Genomic DNA, 20361 nt, shown 5'->3' on the forward strand with positions numbered 1-20361 from the left:
CCGATGACAACTCAATATGGATTTTTTATCGATTCCGCCCGTTGCACCGGTTGTAAAACCTGCGAACTGGCTTGTAAAGACTATAAGAACCTGACGCCGGACGTCAGCTTCCGTCGCATTTATGAATATGCGGGCGGCGACTGGCAGGAGGATAACGGCGTCTGGCAGCAGAACGTGTTTGCCTACTACCTCTCTATCGCCTGTAACCACTGCGAGGACCCGGCCTGTACCAAGGTGTGTCCGAGCGGAGCAATGCATAAGCGTGACGATGGCTTTGTGGTGGTGGATGAAGACGTCTGTATCGGCTGCCGCTATTGCCATATGGCCTGTCCATACGGCGCGCCGCAGTACAACGCGGCGAAAGGGCATATGACCAAGTGCGACGGCTGCCACGAGCGCGTCGCCGAAGGTAAAAAACCGATCTGCGTCGAGTCCTGCCCGCTGCGGGCGCTGGACTTTGGCCCAATCGAAGAGCTGCGGCAGAAGCACGGCAAGCTGGCCGCCGTTGCGCCGTTGCCGTCGGCGCATTTTACGCAACCCAGTATTGTCATTAAACCGAACGCCAACAGTCGCCCGTGTGGCGATACAACCGGCTATCTGGCCAACCCGAAGGAGGTGTGAGATGGGAAGTGGATGGCATGAATGGCCGCTGATGATCTTCACGGTCTTTGGTCAGTGCGTGGTGGGCGGTTTCATCGTCCTGGCGCTGGCTCTAATGAAGGGCAGCCTGTCGCGTGAGCAGCAGCAGCGCGTGGTGCTTAGCATGTTTGGCCTCTGGGTGCTGATGGGGATTGGCTTTATCGCCTCGACGCTGCACCTGGGATCGCCGATGCGGGCCTTCAATTCGCTGAACCGCGTAGGCGCATCGTCGCTGAGTAATGAAATCGCCAGCGGAGCTCTCTTCTTCGCCGTTGGCGGTATTGGCTGGCTGCTGGCGGCGGTTAAGAAGCTGCCGGTCGGGCTGCGCAGCCTGTGGCTGATCGTCACGATGGTATTGGGCGTCATCTTCGTCTGGATGATGGTGCGGGTGTACAACACCATTGATACGGTGCCGACCTGGTATAGCGTCTGGACGCCGCTGAGCTTCTTCCTGACGCTGTTTATCGGCGGGCCGCTGCTGGGCTATCTGCTGCTGCGCGTGGCCGGCGTGGAAGGTTGGGCGATGCGCCTGCTGCCCGCCATAACGCTGGTGGCCCTGGTGGCTAGCGTCGTTGTGGCGCTGATGCAGGGTAGCGAGCTGTCGACTATCCATAGCTCCATCCAGCAGGCGTCTGCGCTGGTGCCAGCCTACGGCTCGCTGATGGCCTGGCGCGTAGCGGCGCTGGCGCTGGCTTTGGCGTGCTGGGTTGCGCCAATGCTTAGAGGGTATCAGCCGGCGGTACCGCTGCTAGGCCTGGCATTTGCGCTGGTGCTGGTGGGCGAGATGGTGGGCCGCGGGGTCTTCTACGGTCTGCATATGACGGTTGGCATGGCTATCGCCAGCTAAGCCGCTATTCGCGCCGGAACCTGGCGGTTCTGGCGCGATAAAAAATGCGCTCTCTTCATGAAATATTTCAACTGATATTCCCGCCTGTTAATTCCAATAAATTAATAAAAACAATGGAATAATATAAAGAATAATTCTGCCGCCTCGCCGATGGATAAAAAACTTCAATCGTTGCCCGAGAAACCGCGTCCTGCCTGATTTCAGGTGGATTGACAATGTTTTTAGCGGTGGCATGATGCGCACGAAATCTGAACTTCCTCACGGTTTATATCCATGTCCATCTACACCCGGCCGGTGCAAATGTTGCTCTGCGGCCTGCTTTTGTTGACGCTGGCGATAGCGGTTTTAAATACCCTCGTCCCGCTTTGGCTCGCCCATGAAAACATGCCTACCTGGCAGGTCGGGATGGTTGGCTCATCCTATTTCACCGGTAACTTGGTCGGAACCCTGATGGCCGGATGGGTCATTAAACATCTGGGATTTAACCGTAGCTACTATCTTGCCTCGCTGATTTTTGCCGTCGGCTGCGTTGGACTTGGCGTCACCATTGGCTTCTGGACCTGGTTTAGCTGGCGTTTTATCGCCGGCGTAGGCTGCGCAATGATTTGGGTGGTGGTGGAAAGCGCGCTGGTTTGCAGCGGGACCACCCGCAGCCGCGGTCGCCTGCTGGCGGCGTACATGATGGTTTACTATGTCGGTACCGTGCTGGGCCAGCTGATGGTGAGCAAGCTGCCGACGGATCTGATGAGCGTTCTGCCCTGGGTGACCGGGCTGGCGCTGGCCGCAATCCTTCCTCTGCTGTTTACGCGCGTGGTCAATCAGACGGATGAGCCGCACGAGCCGGCCCGCATCTGGCCGATGCTCAAGCTTCGCCAGGCTCGCCACGGCGTTAACGGCTGCATTATTTCCGGGATCGTCCTCGGCTCGCTGTACGGGCTTATGCCGCTGTGGCTGAATCATCAAGGGGTGAGCGACGCCGGGATTGGTTTCTGGATGGCGGTGATGGTGAGCGCCGGGATCCTCGGGCAGTGGCCGGTGGGGCGGCTGGCGGATCGCTATGGGCGTCTGCTGGTGCTGCGCGTTCAGGTCTTTATCGTTATTCTTGGCTGTCTGGCAATGCTGAGCCAGGCCGCGATGGCTCCTGCTCTGTTTATCCTTGGCGCCTCGGGCTTTACGCTGTATCCGGTGGCGATGGCGTGGGCATGCGAAAAAGTTGAGCGCCATCAGCTGGTGGCGATGAACCAGGCGCTATTGATGAGCTACACCATCGGCAGCCTGCTTGGGCCGACTCTTACTGCGATGCTGATGCAGAATTTCTCCGATAATTTGCTGTTTATTATGATTGCCAGCGTGTCGTTTATTTACCTGCTGACGCTGCTGCGTAAAGCGGGGCACCACCCTACGCCGGTGGCTCACGCGTAATTTTTCTTCGGGCCTTCGCTACGGTGATAATAAAAGGGGACTTTGTCCCCTTTTATTATTTGCAGCCAGCGACGAGCGCATCAAGCTGGTTCTGATGCTCCACCCTGGTGAGCTGACGCAGTCGATCCTCCTCATCCAGCCAGCAGACTAATCGCTGGATCGTCTGAATATGTTGTTCGCTATCGGCCGCGGCCAGGACGATAATCAGCCGCACATCGGGATGATCGGGAAACGCCACGGCTTCGGCGCAGCAAACCAGTGAGAGCACGCTGTGCGGGCTCAGAACCCCTTCATCCGGGCGGGCGTGCGGGAGCGCAAATTCCGGAGTGAGTATGTACCAGGGGCCATTTTCCTCGGTGGCGCTGATGATGGCATCCGCATAGCCGGCGCTGATTTTCCCCTGCTGCGCCAGCGGGCGGCAGGCCAGCTTAATGGCGCCGCGCCAGTCCAGACCACTCCCGGTGTACTGACAAGCGGCAAATAATTTCGCATCCATGTCGGCTCCTCAAATAGCGAGCCGGTCACTGGGCGACCGGCTCGTGCGACGGTCAGCGAAGCGCGTTATACAGCGCCTCGCCGGAGATGCCGTATTTTGCCTTGAGCTGCCGGCTGTTGCCCGACTCGGTGAAGGTATCCTGCGTTCCCAGGCGCGTCAGGCGCGCCGGATGGGCCGCCTGGGCCATCGCTTCGGCTACCTGACCGCCAAGGCCGCCGTTTACCGTGTGATTCTCCAGCGTGGCGATCAGCGGGCAGTCTTCGACCAGCGCATAAAATTCCTGCTGGTTAAACGGTTTGAGCGTCGCCACGTGGATGAGCTTGCCTTTCTTGCCGCTGGCAACCAGCTTTTCATAGCCTTCGCTGGCCTGTTCCAGCACCGTGCCCTCAAAGAGAATGGCGAACTCGTTGCCGCTGCTGGCGATAGCCGCGATATCGGTGACCCGGGGTATCACGCTTTTATCGCGCACCGGCATCGGTTCACGCGCCACGCGGATATAAACCGGGCCTTTGATTTTTGCCGCCTGCTCAAAGGCGTCGGCTATTTCTTCGGCATCTGCCGGCGTCAGGATCGTCAGGCCCGGCAGCACACGGGTCAGGGCAAGATCCTCCAGCGCGTGGTGCGAGGCGCCGTCCGGTCCGTCATCCATTCCCGGATGGCTACCCACCAGCTTGACGTTGGCTTTGGCGTAGCAGGCCTGTCGCAGCTGGGTCCATGCCGTCCCCGTCACAAACATTGCAAAATTGACATAGAAGGGGATATCGCCCTCAAGCGCCTGACCCACGGCAAAACTCATCGCTGAACCTTCCGCAATCCCCATTTCGAAGAAGGCCTCCGGGTAGCGCGCCTGAAACTGGTCGGTGCGGGTTGAACTGGCTAAGTCACTATCGATAGCGACGATGGGGTAGCCTTTTTCTTTCAGGGCAATCAGTGCATTACCGATCTCATCACGCGGTGCTTTCATCACTGTAACTCCTCCATTGCCTGCTGGTATTGTTCGTTGGTCGGGGTTTTTGAGTGCCAGTCGCCGTTATTTTCCATATAGCTGACGCCGGATCCCTTGGTGGTATGGGCAACGATGGCTACGGGCTTGCCTTTCAGATGGCGGGAGAGCATCAGGGTGTCGGCCACCTGGTGCATATCATTACCGTTATGCAGCTCCAGCACGTGCCAGCCGAAGCTGCGGATCTTATCCGCCAGCGGCTCGAGATTAACCACCTCATTGACCGGATCGTGGGAAGAGAAGCCGTTGTAATCGATAATCGCGACCAGATTATCCATTTTCATATGCCCGGCCTGCTGTAGGGTTTCCCAGATTTGCCCTTCGTGCATTTCGCCATCGCCGATGATGGCAAATACCCGATGAGGCTCGTCGCGCCGCTTTTTAGCGGCCGCCATACCGAAGGCGACGGATAGCCCCTGGCCGAGCAAACCGGTCGTCGCGTCGACATCCGGGAGCGATTTTATGCTGGGGTGTCCCTGCAGGCGCGAATTGATCTGGCGGAAGGTATTGAACTCGCTGCGATCGATTTTCCCTTTTTGGTAAAGCATGGCGTACTGCGCGGCAACGGCATGCCCTTTGCTCATGACGACGCGTGCGCGGGGCGAGGCCGCTAGGTCAACCTCCTGATAATAGATCCAGGTGAGAATATCGATTATCGATAAGGCACCGCCCGGGTGGCCAATGCCGGACTCATAAATCATCGTGACGATATCGCGGCGAGCGGCGAGCGCATGGGACTTCAGTTCATCAATGTTCATGTTGTTTCCTTCTTATGGCAGCATTTTGCCGATGTAGTACACAACCAGGCCCAGGGCGACAAAGTCGGTTTCCGGGAAGCTGGTTCCCGACAGGCCGACGGACTCCATGATGGGGTAGATCAACGCAGGGCCAATGCCGATAAGGATCCCGGTGACGAAGCTGCCGGCGATGGCCCCTTTCCAGCCGCCGGAGGCATTACCAAATACCGCTGCGGTGGCGCCGATAAAGAAGTAGGGGATAGCCACCGGAATAATGACGGTTTGCCCGAGGATCGCGAGAAAGCCCATCACCACCAGCCCGCCAACAAATGAAGAGATAAATCCCAGTACCGTGGCGGTTGGCGCATACGGGAAAACTACCGGGCAATCGAGGGCGGGTTTGGCGTTGGGAATGAATTTCTCCGAAATGCCGAGGAAGGCCGGGACAATTTCAGACAACAGCAGGCGTACCCCGGTAATGATGATGTACAGAGACGCGGTGAAAGTGAGCGACTGGAACAGAGGGTAAACCAGCCAGTGCATTCCGCCAGCCGCCGCCGTGACCGCCTCTTTCCCGGCGGCGAGCGCCGCAATGTAATAGAAAATACTGACCGAGATTGATACGGAGACGATGTAATCTTTAAAGATCCCCAGCCAGCCGGGCAGGTTCAGCTTTTCGGTCGACTGCTTAGGATCGCCCACCTTTGAACCGATCCATCCGGATGCCGCGTAGGCCAGCGTCACGTAGTGCCCCATCGCAATTTCATCATTACCGGTGATTTTTCTCATCCACGGCTGGGCAATTGCCGGGTACAGACAGGCGGCCAGCCCCAGCAGGATTGAACCGACAATAATGGTGGTCATGTCGCTATAGCCGAGCGCTTTCAAGGTGACGGTCAGCAGGGCCGAGAGATAGAGATTATGCTGTCCGGTGAGAAAGATGTATTTGAAAGGAGTCACGCGGGCAAAGAACAGGTTCCAGCCAAAACCAATCACCATAATGAGCGAGACGCACATCGCGAATTTAGTTTGCGCCAGTCCGGTCAGCGCTTCCGCCAGCGGCATAACGCCTTTCAGACCAAAGCCATCGCTGAATAATGTCTGAAAATTGCCAAGAGAGGTCACGGCCAGCCCGGCCCCGCCGGCAAAAACCAGAAAGCCGACAATGGTTTTGAAAGTCCCGGAGAGCACTTTTTCAATGGGCTTTCGTTGGATCAATAAGCCAATTAATGCGATAAAACCAACTAAAAGTGGGGTGACGCCCAGAATGTCGAATACAATAAATCTGAGGAAATCCATATTGCCTCCGGGAGAGGTTAGTTGTGCTGGATTACGCGGATAAGCGCTGATTCCATTTCTTCACTGTTCATCAGGTCGGTGATACCGATAGCTTTAAACCCGGCAGCTTCGACTTCATCGGTGAGATCGCGCATCGTGATCACGAAATCAATATCTCGCCAGGTTCGTAAACCTGAGAGAACGTCGTGTTCCAGTTCGATATCCCAGCCGTGTTTATCGATGATTTTTTGTGCTTTTATTTTGAGCATTAAGGAACTGCCCATACCGGTGCGACAGACGATGAGACCTTTCATGAGATGTTCTCCTGTTTGTAAAAATAATTATTTTTATTTGTTTGTGTGAGATAATAATTATTATCTTTAGCGCGAAACGAAAGATGTGACTGTGTTTGCATTTTGAGCAAGAAAGGCAAAAAATGAGCCAGATAGACAATAATTTGTTGATAAACATACGAAATGGGTCTTCAGAACTCAGCCCGATACTGGAGAAAGTGGGCCGTTTTATTGCGGAAAATCCTGATTTTGTGATGCGGCATACGATTTCAGAACTGGCCGACTCTGTTGATACCAGCGAGGGCAGCATCACCCGTTTTTGTCGGGCGTTTGGATTTAAAGGTTTCTCAGATTTCAGAACGGCGCTGGCGGTTGAGCAGGGGGCTGCCCGCTCGGAAGCCGGCGATGACGACGATATTGCGCCGGTGCTGGCGAGCATTCGCGATAGCAATACCATTATCGATGCTCAGGAGCTGCAAAGCGCAGCTGTTTGGCTGAATGCGCTGAATAACATTGCCATTTATGCGGTGGGTACGGCGGTGCCCGTTGCCCTGTTTCTGCAAATGAATTTAATCAACATGGGCAAAGTTGCCAGCTTCGTCGATCGCTCTTATCCGGCGGCGATCCCGATATCAACCGATCGGCAAAAGACGGGAATTATCGTCGTTCATACCGAACAGGCCTCGGCGGATATGATGCAGGCTTTGACGCTGGCAAAGCAGCAGGGGGTGAAAATATTGTCGCTTACGCGCGGCACGTTTACGCCACTGGCCCGTTTATCGGACTGGAACCTGCAGGCTGCGGTGGCTTTACAGGGGGAAGGTGAATCAGGATTTGCCGAAATTGCGGGAGCAATGATGGTTGCCGATCGGATGCTTCGCGCGCTGGAGGAGCAGGATGAGCGCTATGTGGAGTATCGTAAGGCGCATCAGAAACGCATTTTCTCGATTGAAAGCGTGGCTAATAAGCTGTCGCAATACTTTATGTCGTAAGCTTGCCGAAGCGTTTTCCGCCCGGATAAGACGTTCTGCGCCGCTATCCGGGGAAAATTCTGCTTAGCCGGGCACGCCGCCCGTCGGCTTAGTACATGACCTTATGGCCATACTGCTCGAGGATGCCTTTTACGCGCTCCATGGTCTCTTTCTTCGGCGGATGCACGCCATCAAGCTTGTACTCTTCGCCCATCGCCACCCATTTATGCTTGCCTAGCTCGTGATACGGCAGCAGCTCGATTTTTTCGACGTTGCCCATATCGCGGGTAAACTCGCCGAGGCGGTGTGCGGAATCATCATCATCTGACCAGCCGGGCACCACCACATAGCGGATCCAGACGTTGATATTCTTCTGTGACAAATAGCGGGCAAACTCCAGCGTTCGGTGGTTAGAGACGCCGACCAGATTTTGGTGGATTTCATCATTCATCTGCTTAAGGTCAAGCATCACCAGATCGGTCACTTCAAGCAGCTCGTCAATCACCGGATCGTAGCGTCGAACAAAGCCGTTGGTATCGAGGCAGGTATGAATGCCTTCCTTGCGGCAGGCGCGGAACCAGTCGCGTACGAATTCAGCCTGCAGGATAGCCTCACCGCCGGACGCGGTCACGCCGCCGCCGGAAGCGTTCATAAAATGACGGTAGGTAACGACCTCTTTCATCAGGCTTTCGACGGTCACTTCCGTGCCGCCGTGGGTATCCCAGGTATCGCGGTTATGGCAATACAGGCAGCGCATCAGGCAGCCCTGGAAGAAGGTGATGAAGCGGATCCCAGGGCCATCGACGGTGCCACAGGATTCAAAGGAGTGAATGCGACCAATAGTTGACATTGCGGTGGTATCTCCAGATTCGGTCCGTCCGGGACCTGTGATGCACAGCTCAAACCGGCTGTGTTAAGTCTGTTTTGGCAGTTATCCATTCAGTATAGATAGCGGACAAAAGAGACTGGGGGACAGGGAGGTATTGTTAAAAAGGCCCCACTTGCGTGGAGCCTTTATTGTACGCTTTTTATATCGCGATTTCAGTCAAAACCCATTACATGGTCTGAGTGAAGGTACGAGTGATAACGTCCTGCTGCTGTTCTTTAGTCAGGGAGTTAAAACGTACTGCGTAGCCGGATACGCGGATGGTCAGCTGCGGATATTTTTCCGGGTTTTCCATCGCGTCGAGCAGCATTTCACGGTTCATGACGTTGACGTTCAGGTGCTGACCGCCTTCGATAGAAGCTTCGTGGTGGAAGTAACCATCCATCAGGCCGGCCAGGTTAGTCTTACGAACTTCGTCGTCTTTACCCAGAGCGTTAGGAACGATAGAGAAGGTGTAAGAGATACCATCTTTAGCGTAAGCAAACGGCAGTTTTGCAACGGAGGTCAGAGAGGCAACGGCACCTTTCTGGTCACGGCCGTGCATCGGGTTAGCACCTGGTCCGAACGGAGCGCCAGCGCGACGACCGTCAGGGGTGTTACCGGTTTTCTTACCGTACACAACGTTCGAGGTGATGGTCAGAACGGACTGAGTCGGGATAGCGTTGCGGTAGGTGTGCAGTTTCTGAATTTTCTTCATGAAACGTTCAACCAGATCGACCGCCATGTCATCTACGCGAGAGTCGTTGTTACCAAACTGCGGGTATTCGCCTTCGATTTCGAAGTCGATAGCCAGACCGTCTTCGTCACGAATCGGTTTAACTTTCGCATATTTGATAGCAGACAGGGAGTCAGCCGCAACGGACAGGCCGGCGATACCGCATGCCATAGTACGAACAACATCACGGTCGTGCAGCGCCATCAGAGATGCTTCGTAGCTGTACTTGTCGTGCATGTAGTGGATGATGTTCAGCGCGGTGACGTACTGTTTAGCCAGCCAGTCCATGAAGTGATCCATGCGTTCCATAACTTCATCAAAGTTCAGAACGTCGCCTTTGATCGGTGCAGACTTAGGACCAACCTGCATTTTCAGTTTTTCATCAACGCCGCCGTTGATAGCGTACAGCATGGTTTTCGCGAGGTTAGCACGAGCACCGAAGAACTGCATTTGCTTACCAACAACCATCGGGCTTACGCAGCAAGCGATAGCGTAGTCATCGTTGTTGAAGTCCGGACGCATCAGATCGTCATTCTCATACTGCAGAGAAGAGGTATCGATGGAGACTTTAGCCGCGTATTTTTTGAAGCTCAGCGGCAGTTTTTCAGACCACAGAATAGTGATGTTCGGCTCCGGAGACGGCCCCATGGTGTACAGGGTGTTCAGGAAGCGGAAGCTGTTTTTGGTAACCAGAGTACGGCCATCAACGCCCATACCGCCGATTGATTCAGTTGCCCAAATCGGGTCACCGGAGAACAGTTCATCATATTCAGGAGTACGCAGGAAACGAACCATACGCAGTTTCATGACCAGGTGGTCAATCATTTCCTGAGCGTCCTGCTCGGTGATTTTACCGGCTTTCAGGTCACGTTCGATGAAGATATCCAGGAAGCTGGAGGTACGACCGAAGGACATTGCCGCGCCGTTCTGAGATTTAACGGCAGCCAGGTAACCGAAGTAGGTCCACTGGATAGCTTCTTGCGCAGTTTTTGCCGGAGCGGAGATATCGCAGCCGTATTTTGCTGCCATTTCTTTGATCTGACCCAGCGCACGATACTGCTCGGAGATCTCTTCGCGCAGACGGATGGTCGCTTCCAGATCTTCGCCGTTTTCCAGTCTTTCTTGCAGAGACAGGAACTGAGCGTATTTGTCTTTCATCAGGAAGTCGATACCGTACAGCGCAACGCGACGGTAGTCACCGATGATACGGCCGCGGCCGTAGGCATCCGGCAGACCGGTCAGCACGCCAGATTTACGACAGTTCAGGATGTCTTTGGTGTAAACATCAAAAACGCCCTGGTTGTGAGTTTTACGGTACTCGGTGAAGATTTTTTTCAGCATCGGGTCCAGCTCGCGATCGTACGCTTTGCAAGAACCTTCAACCATTTTAATGCCGCCGAACGGGATGATCGCACGTTTCAGCGGAGCTTCAGTCTGCAGACCAACGATTTTCTCGAGCGCTTTCTCGATGTAGCCTGCGTCGTGAGAAGTGATGGTGGATGCAAGGGAAGTGTCAAAATCAACAGGCGCGTGAGTGCGGTTTTCCTGTTTAACACCTTCCATTACGTTGTCCCACAGCTTGGTGGTCGCGTCAGTGGCGCCAGCCAGGAAGGACTCGTCACCTTCGTACGGGGTATAGTTTTTCTGGATAAAGTCACGGACGTTGACTTCGTTCTGCCAGTCACCTTTCGCAAAACCTTCCCAGGCTGTGGCTAACTTTTCATTAAGCTCGGACATGTAACACCTACCTTCTTAAGTGGATTTTTTATTTACTGCCTGAAACAACCCTTAGTGATGGTCGTCGCCACGCAGGTAAATGACCCAGTATGTCAGCCCAACCAGCAGACCACCGCCAATAATGTTCCCGATAGTTACCGGAATCAGGTTATCAGTGATGAAGTTCATGATGGTCAGGTGAGAGAAACTTTCCGGAGTTGAACCAACGGCGGTCCAGAATTCCGGGCTTGCAAAGTCGCGGATTACGATACCCATCGGGATCATAAACATGTTAGCGATACTGTGCTCGAAGCCGCTGGCAACAAACATGGCTACGGGGAGAACCATAATCATTGCTTTGTCCATCAGGCTGCGGCCGGAGTAGCTCATCCACACCGCGAGGCAGACCATCAGGTTCGCCAGGATACCCAGGCTGACGGCTTCAATAAATGTATGATGCATTTTGTGGTCAGCGGTTTGCAGGACGTTGAGCCCCCAACCGCCGTTAGCGGCCATATATTCACCCGACAGCCACATCAGCAGCACGAACAGCAGTGCGCCTATCAGGTTACCAACATAGACGTTGAGCCAGTTTATTGCCAGTTGACCCCAGGTAATCCGTCCGCTGGCTTTCGCCACAACGATCAGTACGGTGGAGGTAAACAGGTCGGCACCGCAGATGACGCACAGAATCAGGCCGAGTGAAAAGCAGATCCCCCCGATAAGCTTGGCAATACCGAAAGGCATCGCGGCAGTACCGGTCGTCGCGGTGATGTAGAAGACAAAAGCAATGGAGATAAAGACACCAGCGGTAATCGCCAGATAAAAGGTCTTCATCGGGTGCTTTGTCGCTTTATAGACACCCGCTTCTTCGGCGACTTTCGCCATCGCTGCGGGGAGTAAAAGATCAAAAGGGTTGTCAGCTTTCACACTAACTCTCTCTTTATATAAGTTGGCGGTGAGATACTAACAAAGCATTATAGAAGGGAAATTGATGTAGATCATATCCCACCGGAACTATAAGCCCGTTTAGCGTATGGTTTTTGGGGTAATTGATGATAACCATTTGTTTTTTAATGGGAAAATAAAGTTTAAAATTTACAAATTATGTTGATTTTTTTCATTTTTGGGCTAAAGCATCGGTTAATTAAAATGGGGTATTTTTATTAAAATTAACATCTCCAAGGTGCTGTGCGATCAATTTTCACTGTAAATTAACTTTGCAACTACAAGTTATTGGCCCCGTGAATCAAATATAAAAAAACGGAGCCGTAAACGACTCCGTGATGGGGCACTCTGCGGTAGGGCTAAAGGCTATTCAGCCCAGTACGCCGCTTTAGCACGCTGCAGCTTTTCGTAGGCTTTCAGTAAGGACTGATGGGCCGGGAACGCATGCAGATCGCTATCTACCGCCTGCAGGCCGTAGAACGGCGCTTCACCGCTTAGCGCAGCGCTGGCGGCTTCCACCGCATCTGCGCCGTACATGCGGACAAAGGCATTCAGATACTGCAGCGGCTGGCGTTCTTCTTCCTGGCTCAGCAGCAGCAGCGTTTGCAGGCAGCGGTAGTAGTTTGCGCGCTCTGCGCTGAAGATTGACGCATTGAACTCAATGGTCCATTCCGTCCAGATCAGCGCCTGCTCCAGATCGCCGCCAGCCAGCGCCAGCATCGCTTTCAGTTCGCCAATACGCAGCGTATACCAGCCGTTGTCTTTGCCCGTTGCCAGACCCAGCAGTTCGCGGACGCGGGTGAAGTCGTCGTTGCCTTCATCGTCCAGCTGCTCAATCAGCGCCAGATAATCTTCTTTCTCCCATTCGCTGCCCGGCAGAGAGAGGAGCGTTTCGCGCAGATGGCTGCCCATGCTGTTGTTCGCCAGCCACAGATCTTCTGCCGGATAGATATCCGACATGCCCGGGACGATGATCCGGCATGCGTAGACGCTCAGGTGCTCGTAATCGGCGATGTAGACCTCTTTATCTTCTTCTTTAAAGATGGCCATCAGGGTGGCGAACTCTTCTTCCGTAGTGCCGGAGAAGTTCCAGTCGACGAACGGATAGTCGGCATCCTGTTTGAACATATCCCAGGAGATCAGGCCGCTGGAGTCGATAAAGTGGGTTTCAAGGTTGGCGTGCTCAGCAACTTCTTCGTCATCGAAGGTTGGCGGCGTGAAGACGTCGAGATCCTTCAGGCTACGGCCCTGCAGCAGTTCGGTGACGGTGCGCTCCAGCGCGACGCCGAAGTCAGGATGCGCGCCGAAGGAGGCGAAGCAGGTTCCGTTTTCCGGGTTAAACAGCACCACGCAGATCACCGGATACTTGCCGCCCAGCGAGCCGTCGTAGGCAAAAATCGGGAAACCTTCCGCTTCCAGCTTATTAATCGATTCCACCACGCCCGGATAGCGGGCCATCACTTCGGCAGGGATTTCCGGCAGGCTGATGCTTTCCGCAATGATGCGGTTCTTGATATGGCGCTCAAAGACTTCCGACAGGCCCTGAACGCGCGCTTCGTTAGCGGTGTTGCCCGCAGACATCCCGTTAGAAACGTACAGGTTGCCAATGATATTCATCGGAATATAGACGGTTTCACCGTCGGACTGACGGGTGAACGGCAGGCCACAAACGCCGCGATCGTCATTGCCGGACTGCAGATCGACCAGCATGCTGGCGGTCAGCTGATCGTCAGGATCGTAGAAGGCGCGCAGGCGAGGATCGAGCAGCCCCTGAGGCACTTCGTCATCTTCGGTCAGCGGGAACCATTTTTCGTTTGGATAGTGAACAAACGGCCCGTTAGCGATGGTTTCGCCTAACCAGAAGTCGGCGAAGAAATAGTTGGTCGACAGACGTTCGAAGTACTCGCCCAGCGCAGAGGCCAGCGCCGCTTTTTTGGTCGCGCCTTTACCGTTGGTGAAGCACAGCGAGCAGGCTTTATCGCGGATATGAACTGACCATACGTGCGGTACCGGATTCAGCCACGAGGCCTCTTCAATATCAAATCCGAGGTCGAGCAATTTCTGCTGGAAGCGAGCGATGGAATCTTCCAGGGCGGCGTCTTTGCCGGGGATAAACGTTTGAGTCATAGCGGTCACTTTTTTCGTACGTAAAGCGCGCAATGATACGGGGTTTGTGTGTCAGGCGCTATCTTCGTGAAGGCCCCGGCGAAAATAAAAGCCTGGGCTATGCTTACAGCCAGTAACCTACTGTTAAGGCATTAAAAAATGAAAGCGTTCGATCTTCATCGCATGGCGTTTGATAAAGTTCCGCCGGAGTTTTTAGGGGAAGTCGCGCTGCGCAGCCTCTATACCTTCCTGCTGGTTTTCCTGTTCCTTAAAATTACCGGGCGGCGCGGTGTCCGCCAGATGTCGCTCTTTGAAGTGCTGATCATTTTGACGCTAGGCTCTGCGGCCGGGGACGTCGCCTTTTATGATGACGTGCCGCTGATCCCGGTATTTATCGTTTTTGTCACCCTGGCGCTGCTGTACCGCCTGGTGATGTGGCTGATGTCCAAAAGCGAGAGGCTGGAAAACCTGCTGGAAGGAAAGCCGGTGGTTATCGTAGAGGCAGGGGAGCTGGCGTGGGAGAAAGTCCGCAGCGCCAACATGACCGAGTTCGAGTTTTTTATGGAGCTTCGTCTCTACAGCGTGGAGCAGCTCGGCCAGGTGCGGCTGGCGATAATGGAAACTAACGGTCAAATCAGTATGTACTATTACGCTGATGAAGAGGTGAAGCCGGGGCTATGCATTCTGCCGGACGGCTGCTATGAGCGTTTTGTGACCATTCCTGAGCGCGGCGAATATGCCTGCGTGCGCTGTAGTCAGGTGATCGAGATTGAGGCCGGTAAAAAGCAATTATGTCGACGCTGTCAAAATCCAGAATGGGCGAGGGTTAGCAGAGCTAAACGCATCACCTGACAGCCTTTTTGTCGGTTTTGTTCCGGAGGGGTAGTGAATTGTTTTGTGTGAAGCCGATCATATTTTTCCGGTCATAAGTTTTAGGCATTGCGATGCGTGTCGCTGAATGATAAAACCGATGTACCCGTCATACTTCAGGCTGCATGCGCGCTGGCTGCATTCATTCAATCCGCCCGCATACTTCAGCAGGCCCCAGCGGATTAATCCACTGGTCGCCCGCCTGCAGCCCGAAGTATCAGGGTCAGATACCGGAATAACTTATGCACGCGACAGTTCGCGAGCAAATAACATAGCAACGTGGTGAGGGGAAATGGCTCAGGTCTATAACTTTAGTTCGGGCCCGGCAATGCTGCCGGCGGAAGTTCTCAAACTGGCTCAGCAGGAGCTTTGCGACTGGCAGGGTCTGGGAACGTCGGTAATGGAGATCAGTCACCGTGGTAAAGAGTTTATCCAGGTGGCCGAGGCGGCGGAGCAGGATTTTCGCGATCTGCTCAACATCCCCTCCAACTACAAAGTTTTATTCTGCCATGGCGGCGGTCGCGGCCAGTTTGCCGGCGTACCGCTGAACCTGCTCGGTGATAAAACCACCGCTGACTACGTTGACGCTGGCTACTGGGCAGCAAGCGCCATTAAAGAAGCGAAAAAATACTGTTCGCCAAATACCATCGACGCCAAAGTGAGCGTTGATGGCCTGCGGGCCGTCCGTCCGATGAGCGAATGGCAGCTGACGCCGGGCGCGGCCTACCTGCACTATTGCCCGAATGAAACCATCGACGGCATCGCCATTGATGAAACGCCGAACTTCGGCGATGACGTCGTTGTCGCCGCTGATTTCTCCTCGACTATTTTGTCTGCGCCGATCGATGTCAGCCGCTTTGGCGTTATCTACGCTGGCGCGCAGAAAAACATTGGTCCGGCGGGGCTGACGCTGGTAATCGTTCGCGAAGACCTGCTGGGTAAAGCGAACGTCGCCTGCCCGTCAATACTCGATTACTCCGTGCTTGATGCCAATGATTCCATGTTCAACACGCCGCCGACCTTTGCGTGGTACCTGTCAGGCCTGGTCTTCAAATGGCTGAAAGAGCAGGGCGGCGTTGCGGCAATGGATAAAATCAACCAGCAAAAAGCCGATCTGCTCTACGGCGCGATCGACGGCAGCAGCTTCTATCGTAACGACGTGGCGGCGGCCAACCGCTCCCGCATGAACGTCCCGTTCCAGCTGGCCGACAGCGCGCTGGATAAGCTGTTCCTCGAAGAGTCCTTCGCCGCCGGCCTGCATTCACTGAAGGGGCACCGCGTCGTGGGCGGCATGCGCGCATCTATCTACAATGCGATGCCGCTGGCTGGCGTGAAGGCGCTGACCGACTTTATGCAGGACTTTGAACGTCGTCACGGCTAATCATCGTTGTGCTTTTCATCCCCGCAGCCGGTCTGCGGGGTTTTTATTCCGTTTTTTTGAGAGTTGAGTTTGATGGAATCCCTGACGTTACAACCCATCGCGCGCGTGGATGGCACCGTGAACCTGCCTGGGTCTAAAAGTGTCTCTAACCGCGCTTTGCTGCTGGCGGCATTAGCCCGTGGCACCACGGTGCTGACCAACCTGCTGGACAGCGACGATGTACGCCACATGCTGAATGCCCTGAGCGCCCTGGGAGTTCATTACACCCTGTCCTCCGATCGCACCCGCTGCGAAGTGACCGGCAACGGTGGTCCGCTGCAGGCGAATAGCGCGCTGGAGCTGTTTCTTGGCAATGCCGGGACCGCAATGCGCCCGCTGGCGGCAGCCCTGTGCCTGGGAAGCAACGATATTGTGCTGACCGGCGAACCGCGGATGAAAGAGCGTCCGATTGGTCATCTGGTTGATGCGTTACGTCAGGGAGGCGCGCAAATTGAGTATCTGGAGCAGGAAAATTACCCGCCTCTGCGCCTGAACGGCGGCTTCGCCGGCGGCAGCGTTGAGGTTGACGGCAGCGTTTCCAGCCAGTTCCTCACTGCTCTGCTGATGGCTGCGCCGCTGGCGCCGCAGGATACCGTTATCACCATTAAAGGCGATCTGGTTTCCAAACCCTATATTGATATTACGCTGCACCTGATGAAGACCTTCGGCGTTAACGTTGAAAACCAGTCCTATCAGCGTTTTGTCGTCCGCGGCAACCAGCAGTATCTCTCCCCGGGCGACTACCTGGTTGAGGGCGATGCCTCTTCCGCGTCCTACTTCCTCGCGGCGGGCGCCATTAAGGGCGGTACGGTAAAAGTGACCGGTATCGGCCGTAACAGCGTGCAGGGCGATATCCGCTTTGCCGACGTGCTGGAAAAAATGGGCGCTATCGTGAGCTGGGGCGATGACTATATTGCCTGTACCCGCGGTGAGCTGAACGCGATCGATATGGATATGAACCATATCCCGGATGCGGCAATGACTATCGCCACCGCGGCGCTGTTTGCCAAGGGCACCACCACGCTGCGCAATATTTATAACTGGCGCGTGAAAGAGACCGATCGTCTGTTTGCGATGGCTACCGAACTGCGCAAAGTCGGCGCTGAGGTGGAGGAGGGCGAGGATTACATCCGCATTACGCCTCCGGTGGAGCTGCAGTTTGCTGAGATTGGCACCTATAACGATCACCGCATGGCGATGTGCTTCTCGCTGGTGGCGCTTTCCGACACGCCGGTGACGATCCTCGATCCGAAGTGCACGGCGAAAACCTTCCCTGACTACTTCGAGCAGCTGGCGCGGATTAGCACCCTGGCGTAAGCGCCTGCGGTTGCGCAAACGTAAAGCTTTGTCATCTCCGGGCTGATATTCCGTCAGCCCGCTATAATTGCGCAATTATTCTGCATTTCATTTCCGGTCGTCCGTATTTTGCATCCAATGCTCACTTTCCGTCGTATAGATGCGTATAATGCGCGGCGTTTATATTCTATGCGCCTTGCTGAAGGAGAAAAAGATGACGGCAGCTATTCCGGTAATCACCATTGATGGGCCTGGCGGTGCGGGTAAGGGAACGTTGTGCAAGGCGATGGCGGAAGCTTTAGGCTGGCATTTGCTGGATTCCGGCGCTATCTATCGCGTTCTGGCGCTGGCGGCGCTGCATCATCATGTGGATGTTGAATCTGAAGAAGCCCTGGTGCCGCTGGCCGCGCATCTGGACGTGCGCTTTATTTCCACCGACGGCAGCCTCGAAGTTATCCTGGAAGGTGAGGACGTCAGCGCGGCGATCCGCACGCAGGAAGTGGCGAATACCGCCTCGAAAGCCGCGGCTTTTCCCCGGGTGCGTGAAGCCTTGCTGCGCCGTCAGCGGGCGTTTCGCGAGCTGCCGGGTCTGATTGCCGACGGGCGGGATATGGGCACCGTGGTATTCCCCGATGCGCCGGTGAAAATTTTCCTTGATGCGTCCGCGCAAGAACGTGCGCATCGGCGCATGCTGCAGTTGCAGGAAAAGGGCTTTAGTGTTAACTTTGACCGCCTTTTATCCGAGATAAAAGAGCGTGACGACCGCGATCGTAATCGCAGCGTGGCGCCGCTTGTCCCGGCTGCTGATGCTTTAGTTCTCGATTCTACTGAACTAAACATTGAGCAAGTAATTGAAAAAGCGCTACAATATGCGCGCGAGAAATTGGCAGTCGCTTAGCCGTTACCGGCAAAGCGCAGCGGCCTCCGAATTATAGCAGTACCCCCGCAGCAATGGAGTGTTAGCGGGTATGTTAAACAACCCCATCCGGCATGGAGCCAGGTGGACGTTAAATATGAAACCTGAAGATTAAACATGACTGAATCTTTTGCTCAACTATTTGAAGAATCCTTAAAAACAATCGAAACCCGTCCGGGTTCCATCGTTCGTGGCGTTGTTGTTGCTATCGACAAAGATATCGTACTGGTTGACGCCGGTCTGAAATCTGAGTCTGCCATTCCGGCAGAGCAGTTCAAAAACGCCCAGGGCGAGCTGGAAATCCAGGTCGGTGACGAAGTTGACGTTGCTCTGGATGCAGTAGAAGACGGCTTCGGTGAAACCCTGCTGTCCCGTGAAAAAGCTAAACGTCACGAAGCTTGGATCACGCTGGAAAAAGCTTACGAAGAAGCTGAAACTGTAGTCGGTGTTATCAACGGCAAAGTTAAAGGTGGCTTCACTGTTGAGCTGAATGGTATTCGCGCGTTCCTGCCGGGTTCCCTGGTTGACGTTCGTCCGGTTCGCGACACGCTGCACCTGGAAGGCAAAGAGCTTGAGTTCAAAGTAATCAAGCTGGACCAGAAGCGTAACAACGTTGTTGTTTCCCGTCGTGCCGTTATCGAATCCGAGAACAGCGCAGAACGCGATCAGCTGCTGGAAAACCTGCAGGAAGGCATGGAAGTCAAAGGTATCGTTAAGAACCTCACTGACTACGGCGCATTCGTTGATCTGGGCGGCGTCGATGGCCTGCTGCACATCACCGACATGGCGTGGAAACGCGTTAAGCATCCGAGCGAAATCGTAAACGTTGGCGACGAAATCACTGTTAAAGTGCTGAAGTTCGACCGCGAGCGTACCCGTGTATCTCTGGGCCTGAAACAGCTGGGCGAAGATCCGTGGGTAGCTATCGCTAAACGTTATCCGGAAGGTACCAAACTGACCGGTCGCGTGACCAACCTGACCGACTACGGCTGCTTCGTTGAAATCGAAGAAGGCGTTGAAGGCCTGGTTCACGTTTCCGAAATGGATTGGACCAACAAAAACATCCACCCGTCCAAAGTTGTTAACGTTGGCGACGTAGTGGAAGTTATGGTTCTGGATATCGACGAAGAACGTCGTCGTATCTCCCTGGGCCTGAAGCAGTGCAAAAACAACCCATGGCAGCAGTTCGCGGAAACCCACAACAAGGGCGACCGTGTTGAAGGTAAAATCAAGTCTATCACTGACTTCGGTATCTTCATCGGCCTGGACGGCGGCATCGATGGCCTGGTTCACCTGTCTGACATCTCCTGGAACGTTGCAGGCGAAGAAGCAGTACGTGAATACAAAAAAGGCGACGAAATCGCAGCAGTTGTTCTGCAGGTTGACGCAGAACGTGAGCGTATCTCTCTGGGCGTTAAGCAGCTCGCAGAAGATCCGTTCAACAACTGGGTTGCACTGAACAAGAAAGGCGCAATCGTAAACGGTAAAGTCACTGCAGTTGACGCTAAAGGCGCAACCGTAGAACTGGCTGACGGCGTTGAAGGTTACCTGCGTGCTTCTGAAGCATCCCGTGACCGCGTTGAAGATGCGACTCTGGTTCTGAGCGTTGGCGATGACGTTGAAGCTAAATTCACCGGCGTTGATCGTAAAAACCGCGCAATCAGCCTGTCTGTTCGTGCGAAAGACGAAGCTGATGAGAAAGATGCAATCGCAACTGTTAACAAACAGGAAGATGCAAACTTCTCTAACAACGCAATGGCTGAAGCTTTCAAAGCAGCTAAAGGCGAGTAATCTTAGTCTTT

18 protein-coding genes are annotated in these 20361 nt (G+C 54.6%); 9 read left to right on the top strand and 9 right to left on the bottom strand.

Going from position 1 to position 20361, the window contains the following annotated elements; genetic code table 11:
- Positions 1–3: 3 nt before the first annotated feature.
- The 3 genes from GO007_RS03670 to GO007_RS03680 all read left to right on the top strand — a co-directional run bounded on the left by GO007_RS03670 (position 4) and on the right by GO007_RS03680 (position 2908).
- Complete coding sequence (locus GO007_RS03670) at positions 4–621, top strand: DMSO/selenate family reductase complex B subunit (RefSeq protein WP_095095630.1); 618 nt, start codon at positions 4–6, stop codon at positions 619–621.
- Between the two features lies 1 nt (position 622).
- Positions 623–1486: a dimethyl sulfoxide reductase anchor subunit family protein gene (locus GO007_RS03675; RefSeq protein ID WP_095095633.1), complete on the top strand. Its 864-nt coding sequence runs from the start codon at positions 623–625 to the stop codon at positions 1484–1486.
- A gap of 273 nt (positions 1487–1759) precedes the next feature.
- Positions 1760–2908: an MFS transporter gene (locus tag GO007_RS03680; RefSeq protein WP_095095636.1), complete on the top strand. Its 1149-nt coding sequence runs from the start codon at positions 1760–1762 to the stop codon at positions 2906–2908.
- A 55-nt stretch (positions 2909–2963) separates the two neighbouring features.
- On the opposite strand, the gene GO007_RS03685 is transcribed toward GO007_RS03680, so the two are convergent.
- The 5 genes from GO007_RS03685 to GO007_RS03705 are packed head-to-tail and all read right to left on the bottom strand — an operon-like array spanning position 2964 to position 6736.
- On the bottom strand, positions 2964–3404 hold the full coding sequence (locus GO007_RS03685) for a PTS sugar transporter subunit IIA (protein ID WP_095095639.1): 441 nt from the start codon (positions 3402–3404) through the stop codon (positions 2964–2966).
- A gap of 52 nt (positions 3405–3456) precedes the next feature.
- A complete protein-coding gene (locus GO007_RS03690; RefSeq protein WP_095095645.1) occupies positions 3457–4368 on the bottom strand; it encodes a transketolase family protein in 912 nt (303 codons plus the stop codon).
- A complete protein-coding gene (locus GO007_RS03695) occupies positions 4368–5165 on the bottom strand; it encodes a transketolase (protein WP_044352287.1) in 798 nt (265 codons plus the stop codon). Before GO007_RS03695 ends, GO007_RS03690 begins: the two co-directional genes overlap by 1 nt.
- Positions 5166–5177: 12 nt before the next feature.
- A complete protein-coding gene (locus tag GO007_RS03700) occupies positions 5178–6443 on the bottom strand; it encodes a PTS ascorbate transporter subunit IIC (protein WP_095095648.1) in 1266 nt (421 codons plus the stop codon).
- A gap of 17 nt (positions 6444–6460) precedes the next feature.
- Positions 6461–6736, bottom strand: a complete 276-nt coding sequence (locus tag GO007_RS03705) for a PTS sugar transporter subunit IIB (RefSeq protein ID WP_095095651.1) — start codon at positions 6734–6736, stop codon at positions 6461–6463.
- A gap of 122 nt (positions 6737–6858) precedes the next feature.
- Here GO007_RS03705 and GO007_RS03710 point away from each other — a divergent pair, with 122 nt between their 5' ends.
- On the top strand, positions 6859–7707 hold the full coding sequence (locus GO007_RS03710) for a MurR/RpiR family transcriptional regulator (protein ID WP_095095654.1): 849 nt from the start codon (positions 6859–6861) through the stop codon (positions 7705–7707).
- Between the two features lie 88 nt (positions 7708–7795).
- Here GO007_RS03710 and pflA read toward each other — a convergent pair whose 3' ends face one another.
- The 4 genes from pflA to ycaO all read right to left on the bottom strand — a co-directional run bounded on the left by pflA (position 7796) and on the right by ycaO (position 14078).
- Positions 7796–8536 (bottom strand): pyruvate formate lyase 1-activating protein, encoded by a 741-nt coding sequence (pflA, locus tag GO007_RS03715; RefSeq protein ID WP_041144788.1) that lies wholly within the window; start codon positions 8534–8536, stop codon positions 7796–7798.
- Positions 8537–8741: 205 nt separating this feature from the next.
- Positions 8742–11024 (bottom strand): formate C-acetyltransferase, encoded by a 2283-nt coding sequence (gene pflB, locus GO007_RS03720; RefSeq protein ID WP_095095657.1) that lies wholly within the window; start codon positions 11022–11024, stop codon positions 8742–8744.
- A gap of 51 nt (positions 11025–11075) precedes the next feature.
- Positions 11076–11933 carry a formate transporter FocA gene (focA, locus tag GO007_RS03725; protein WP_095095660.1) on the bottom strand — a complete coding sequence of 286 codons (858 nt, stop codon included), beginning with the start codon at positions 11931–11933 and terminating at the stop codon, positions 11076–11078.
- A gap of 384 nt (positions 11934–12317) precedes the next feature.
- On the bottom strand, positions 12318–14078 hold the full coding sequence (ycaO, locus tag GO007_RS03730) for a 30S ribosomal protein S12 methylthiotransferase accessory factor YcaO (RefSeq protein ID WP_095095663.1): 1761 nt from the start codon (positions 14076–14078) through the stop codon (positions 12318–12320).
- A 138-nt stretch (positions 14079–14216) separates the two neighbouring features.
- Here ycaO and GO007_RS03735 point away from each other — a divergent pair, with 138 nt between their 5' ends.
- The 5 genes from GO007_RS03735 (at position 14217) to rpsA (ending at position 20350) form a co-directional block, all read left to right on the top strand.
- A complete protein-coding gene (locus GO007_RS03735) occupies positions 14217–14909 on the top strand; it encodes a DUF421 domain-containing protein (RefSeq protein ID WP_095095665.1) in 693 nt (230 codons plus the stop codon).
- A 310-nt stretch (positions 14910–15219) separates the two neighbouring features.
- On the top strand, positions 15220–16308 hold the full coding sequence (serC, locus tag GO007_RS03740; RefSeq protein WP_095095668.1) for a 3-phosphoserine/phosphohydroxythreonine transaminase: 1089 nt from the start codon (positions 15220–15222) through the stop codon (positions 16306–16308).
- Between the two features lie 72 nt (positions 16309–16380).
- Entirely contained in the window at positions 16381–17664 is a 1284-nt protein-coding gene (gene aroA / locus GO007_RS03745; RefSeq protein WP_095095673.1) for a 3-phosphoshikimate 1-carboxyvinyltransferase, read from the top strand.
- Between the two features lie 193 nt (positions 17665–17857).
- A complete protein-coding gene (cmk, locus tag GO007_RS03750; protein WP_041144795.1) occupies positions 17858–18541 on the top strand; it encodes a (d)CMP kinase in 684 nt (227 codons plus the stop codon).
- A gap of 135 nt (positions 18542–18676) precedes the next feature.
- Positions 18677–20350, top strand: a complete 1674-nt coding sequence (gene rpsA, locus GO007_RS03755) for a 30S ribosomal protein S1 (RefSeq protein WP_004860074.1) — start codon at positions 18677–18679, stop codon at positions 20348–20350.
- Positions 20351–20361: the final 11 nt, after the last annotated feature.

The organism is Klebsiella sp. 10-1 (genome assembly GCF_009758445.1).
GTDB classification, from domain to species: Bacteria; Pseudomonadota; Gammaproteobacteria; order Enterobacterales; family Enterobacteriaceae; genus Klebsiella; species Klebsiella scottii.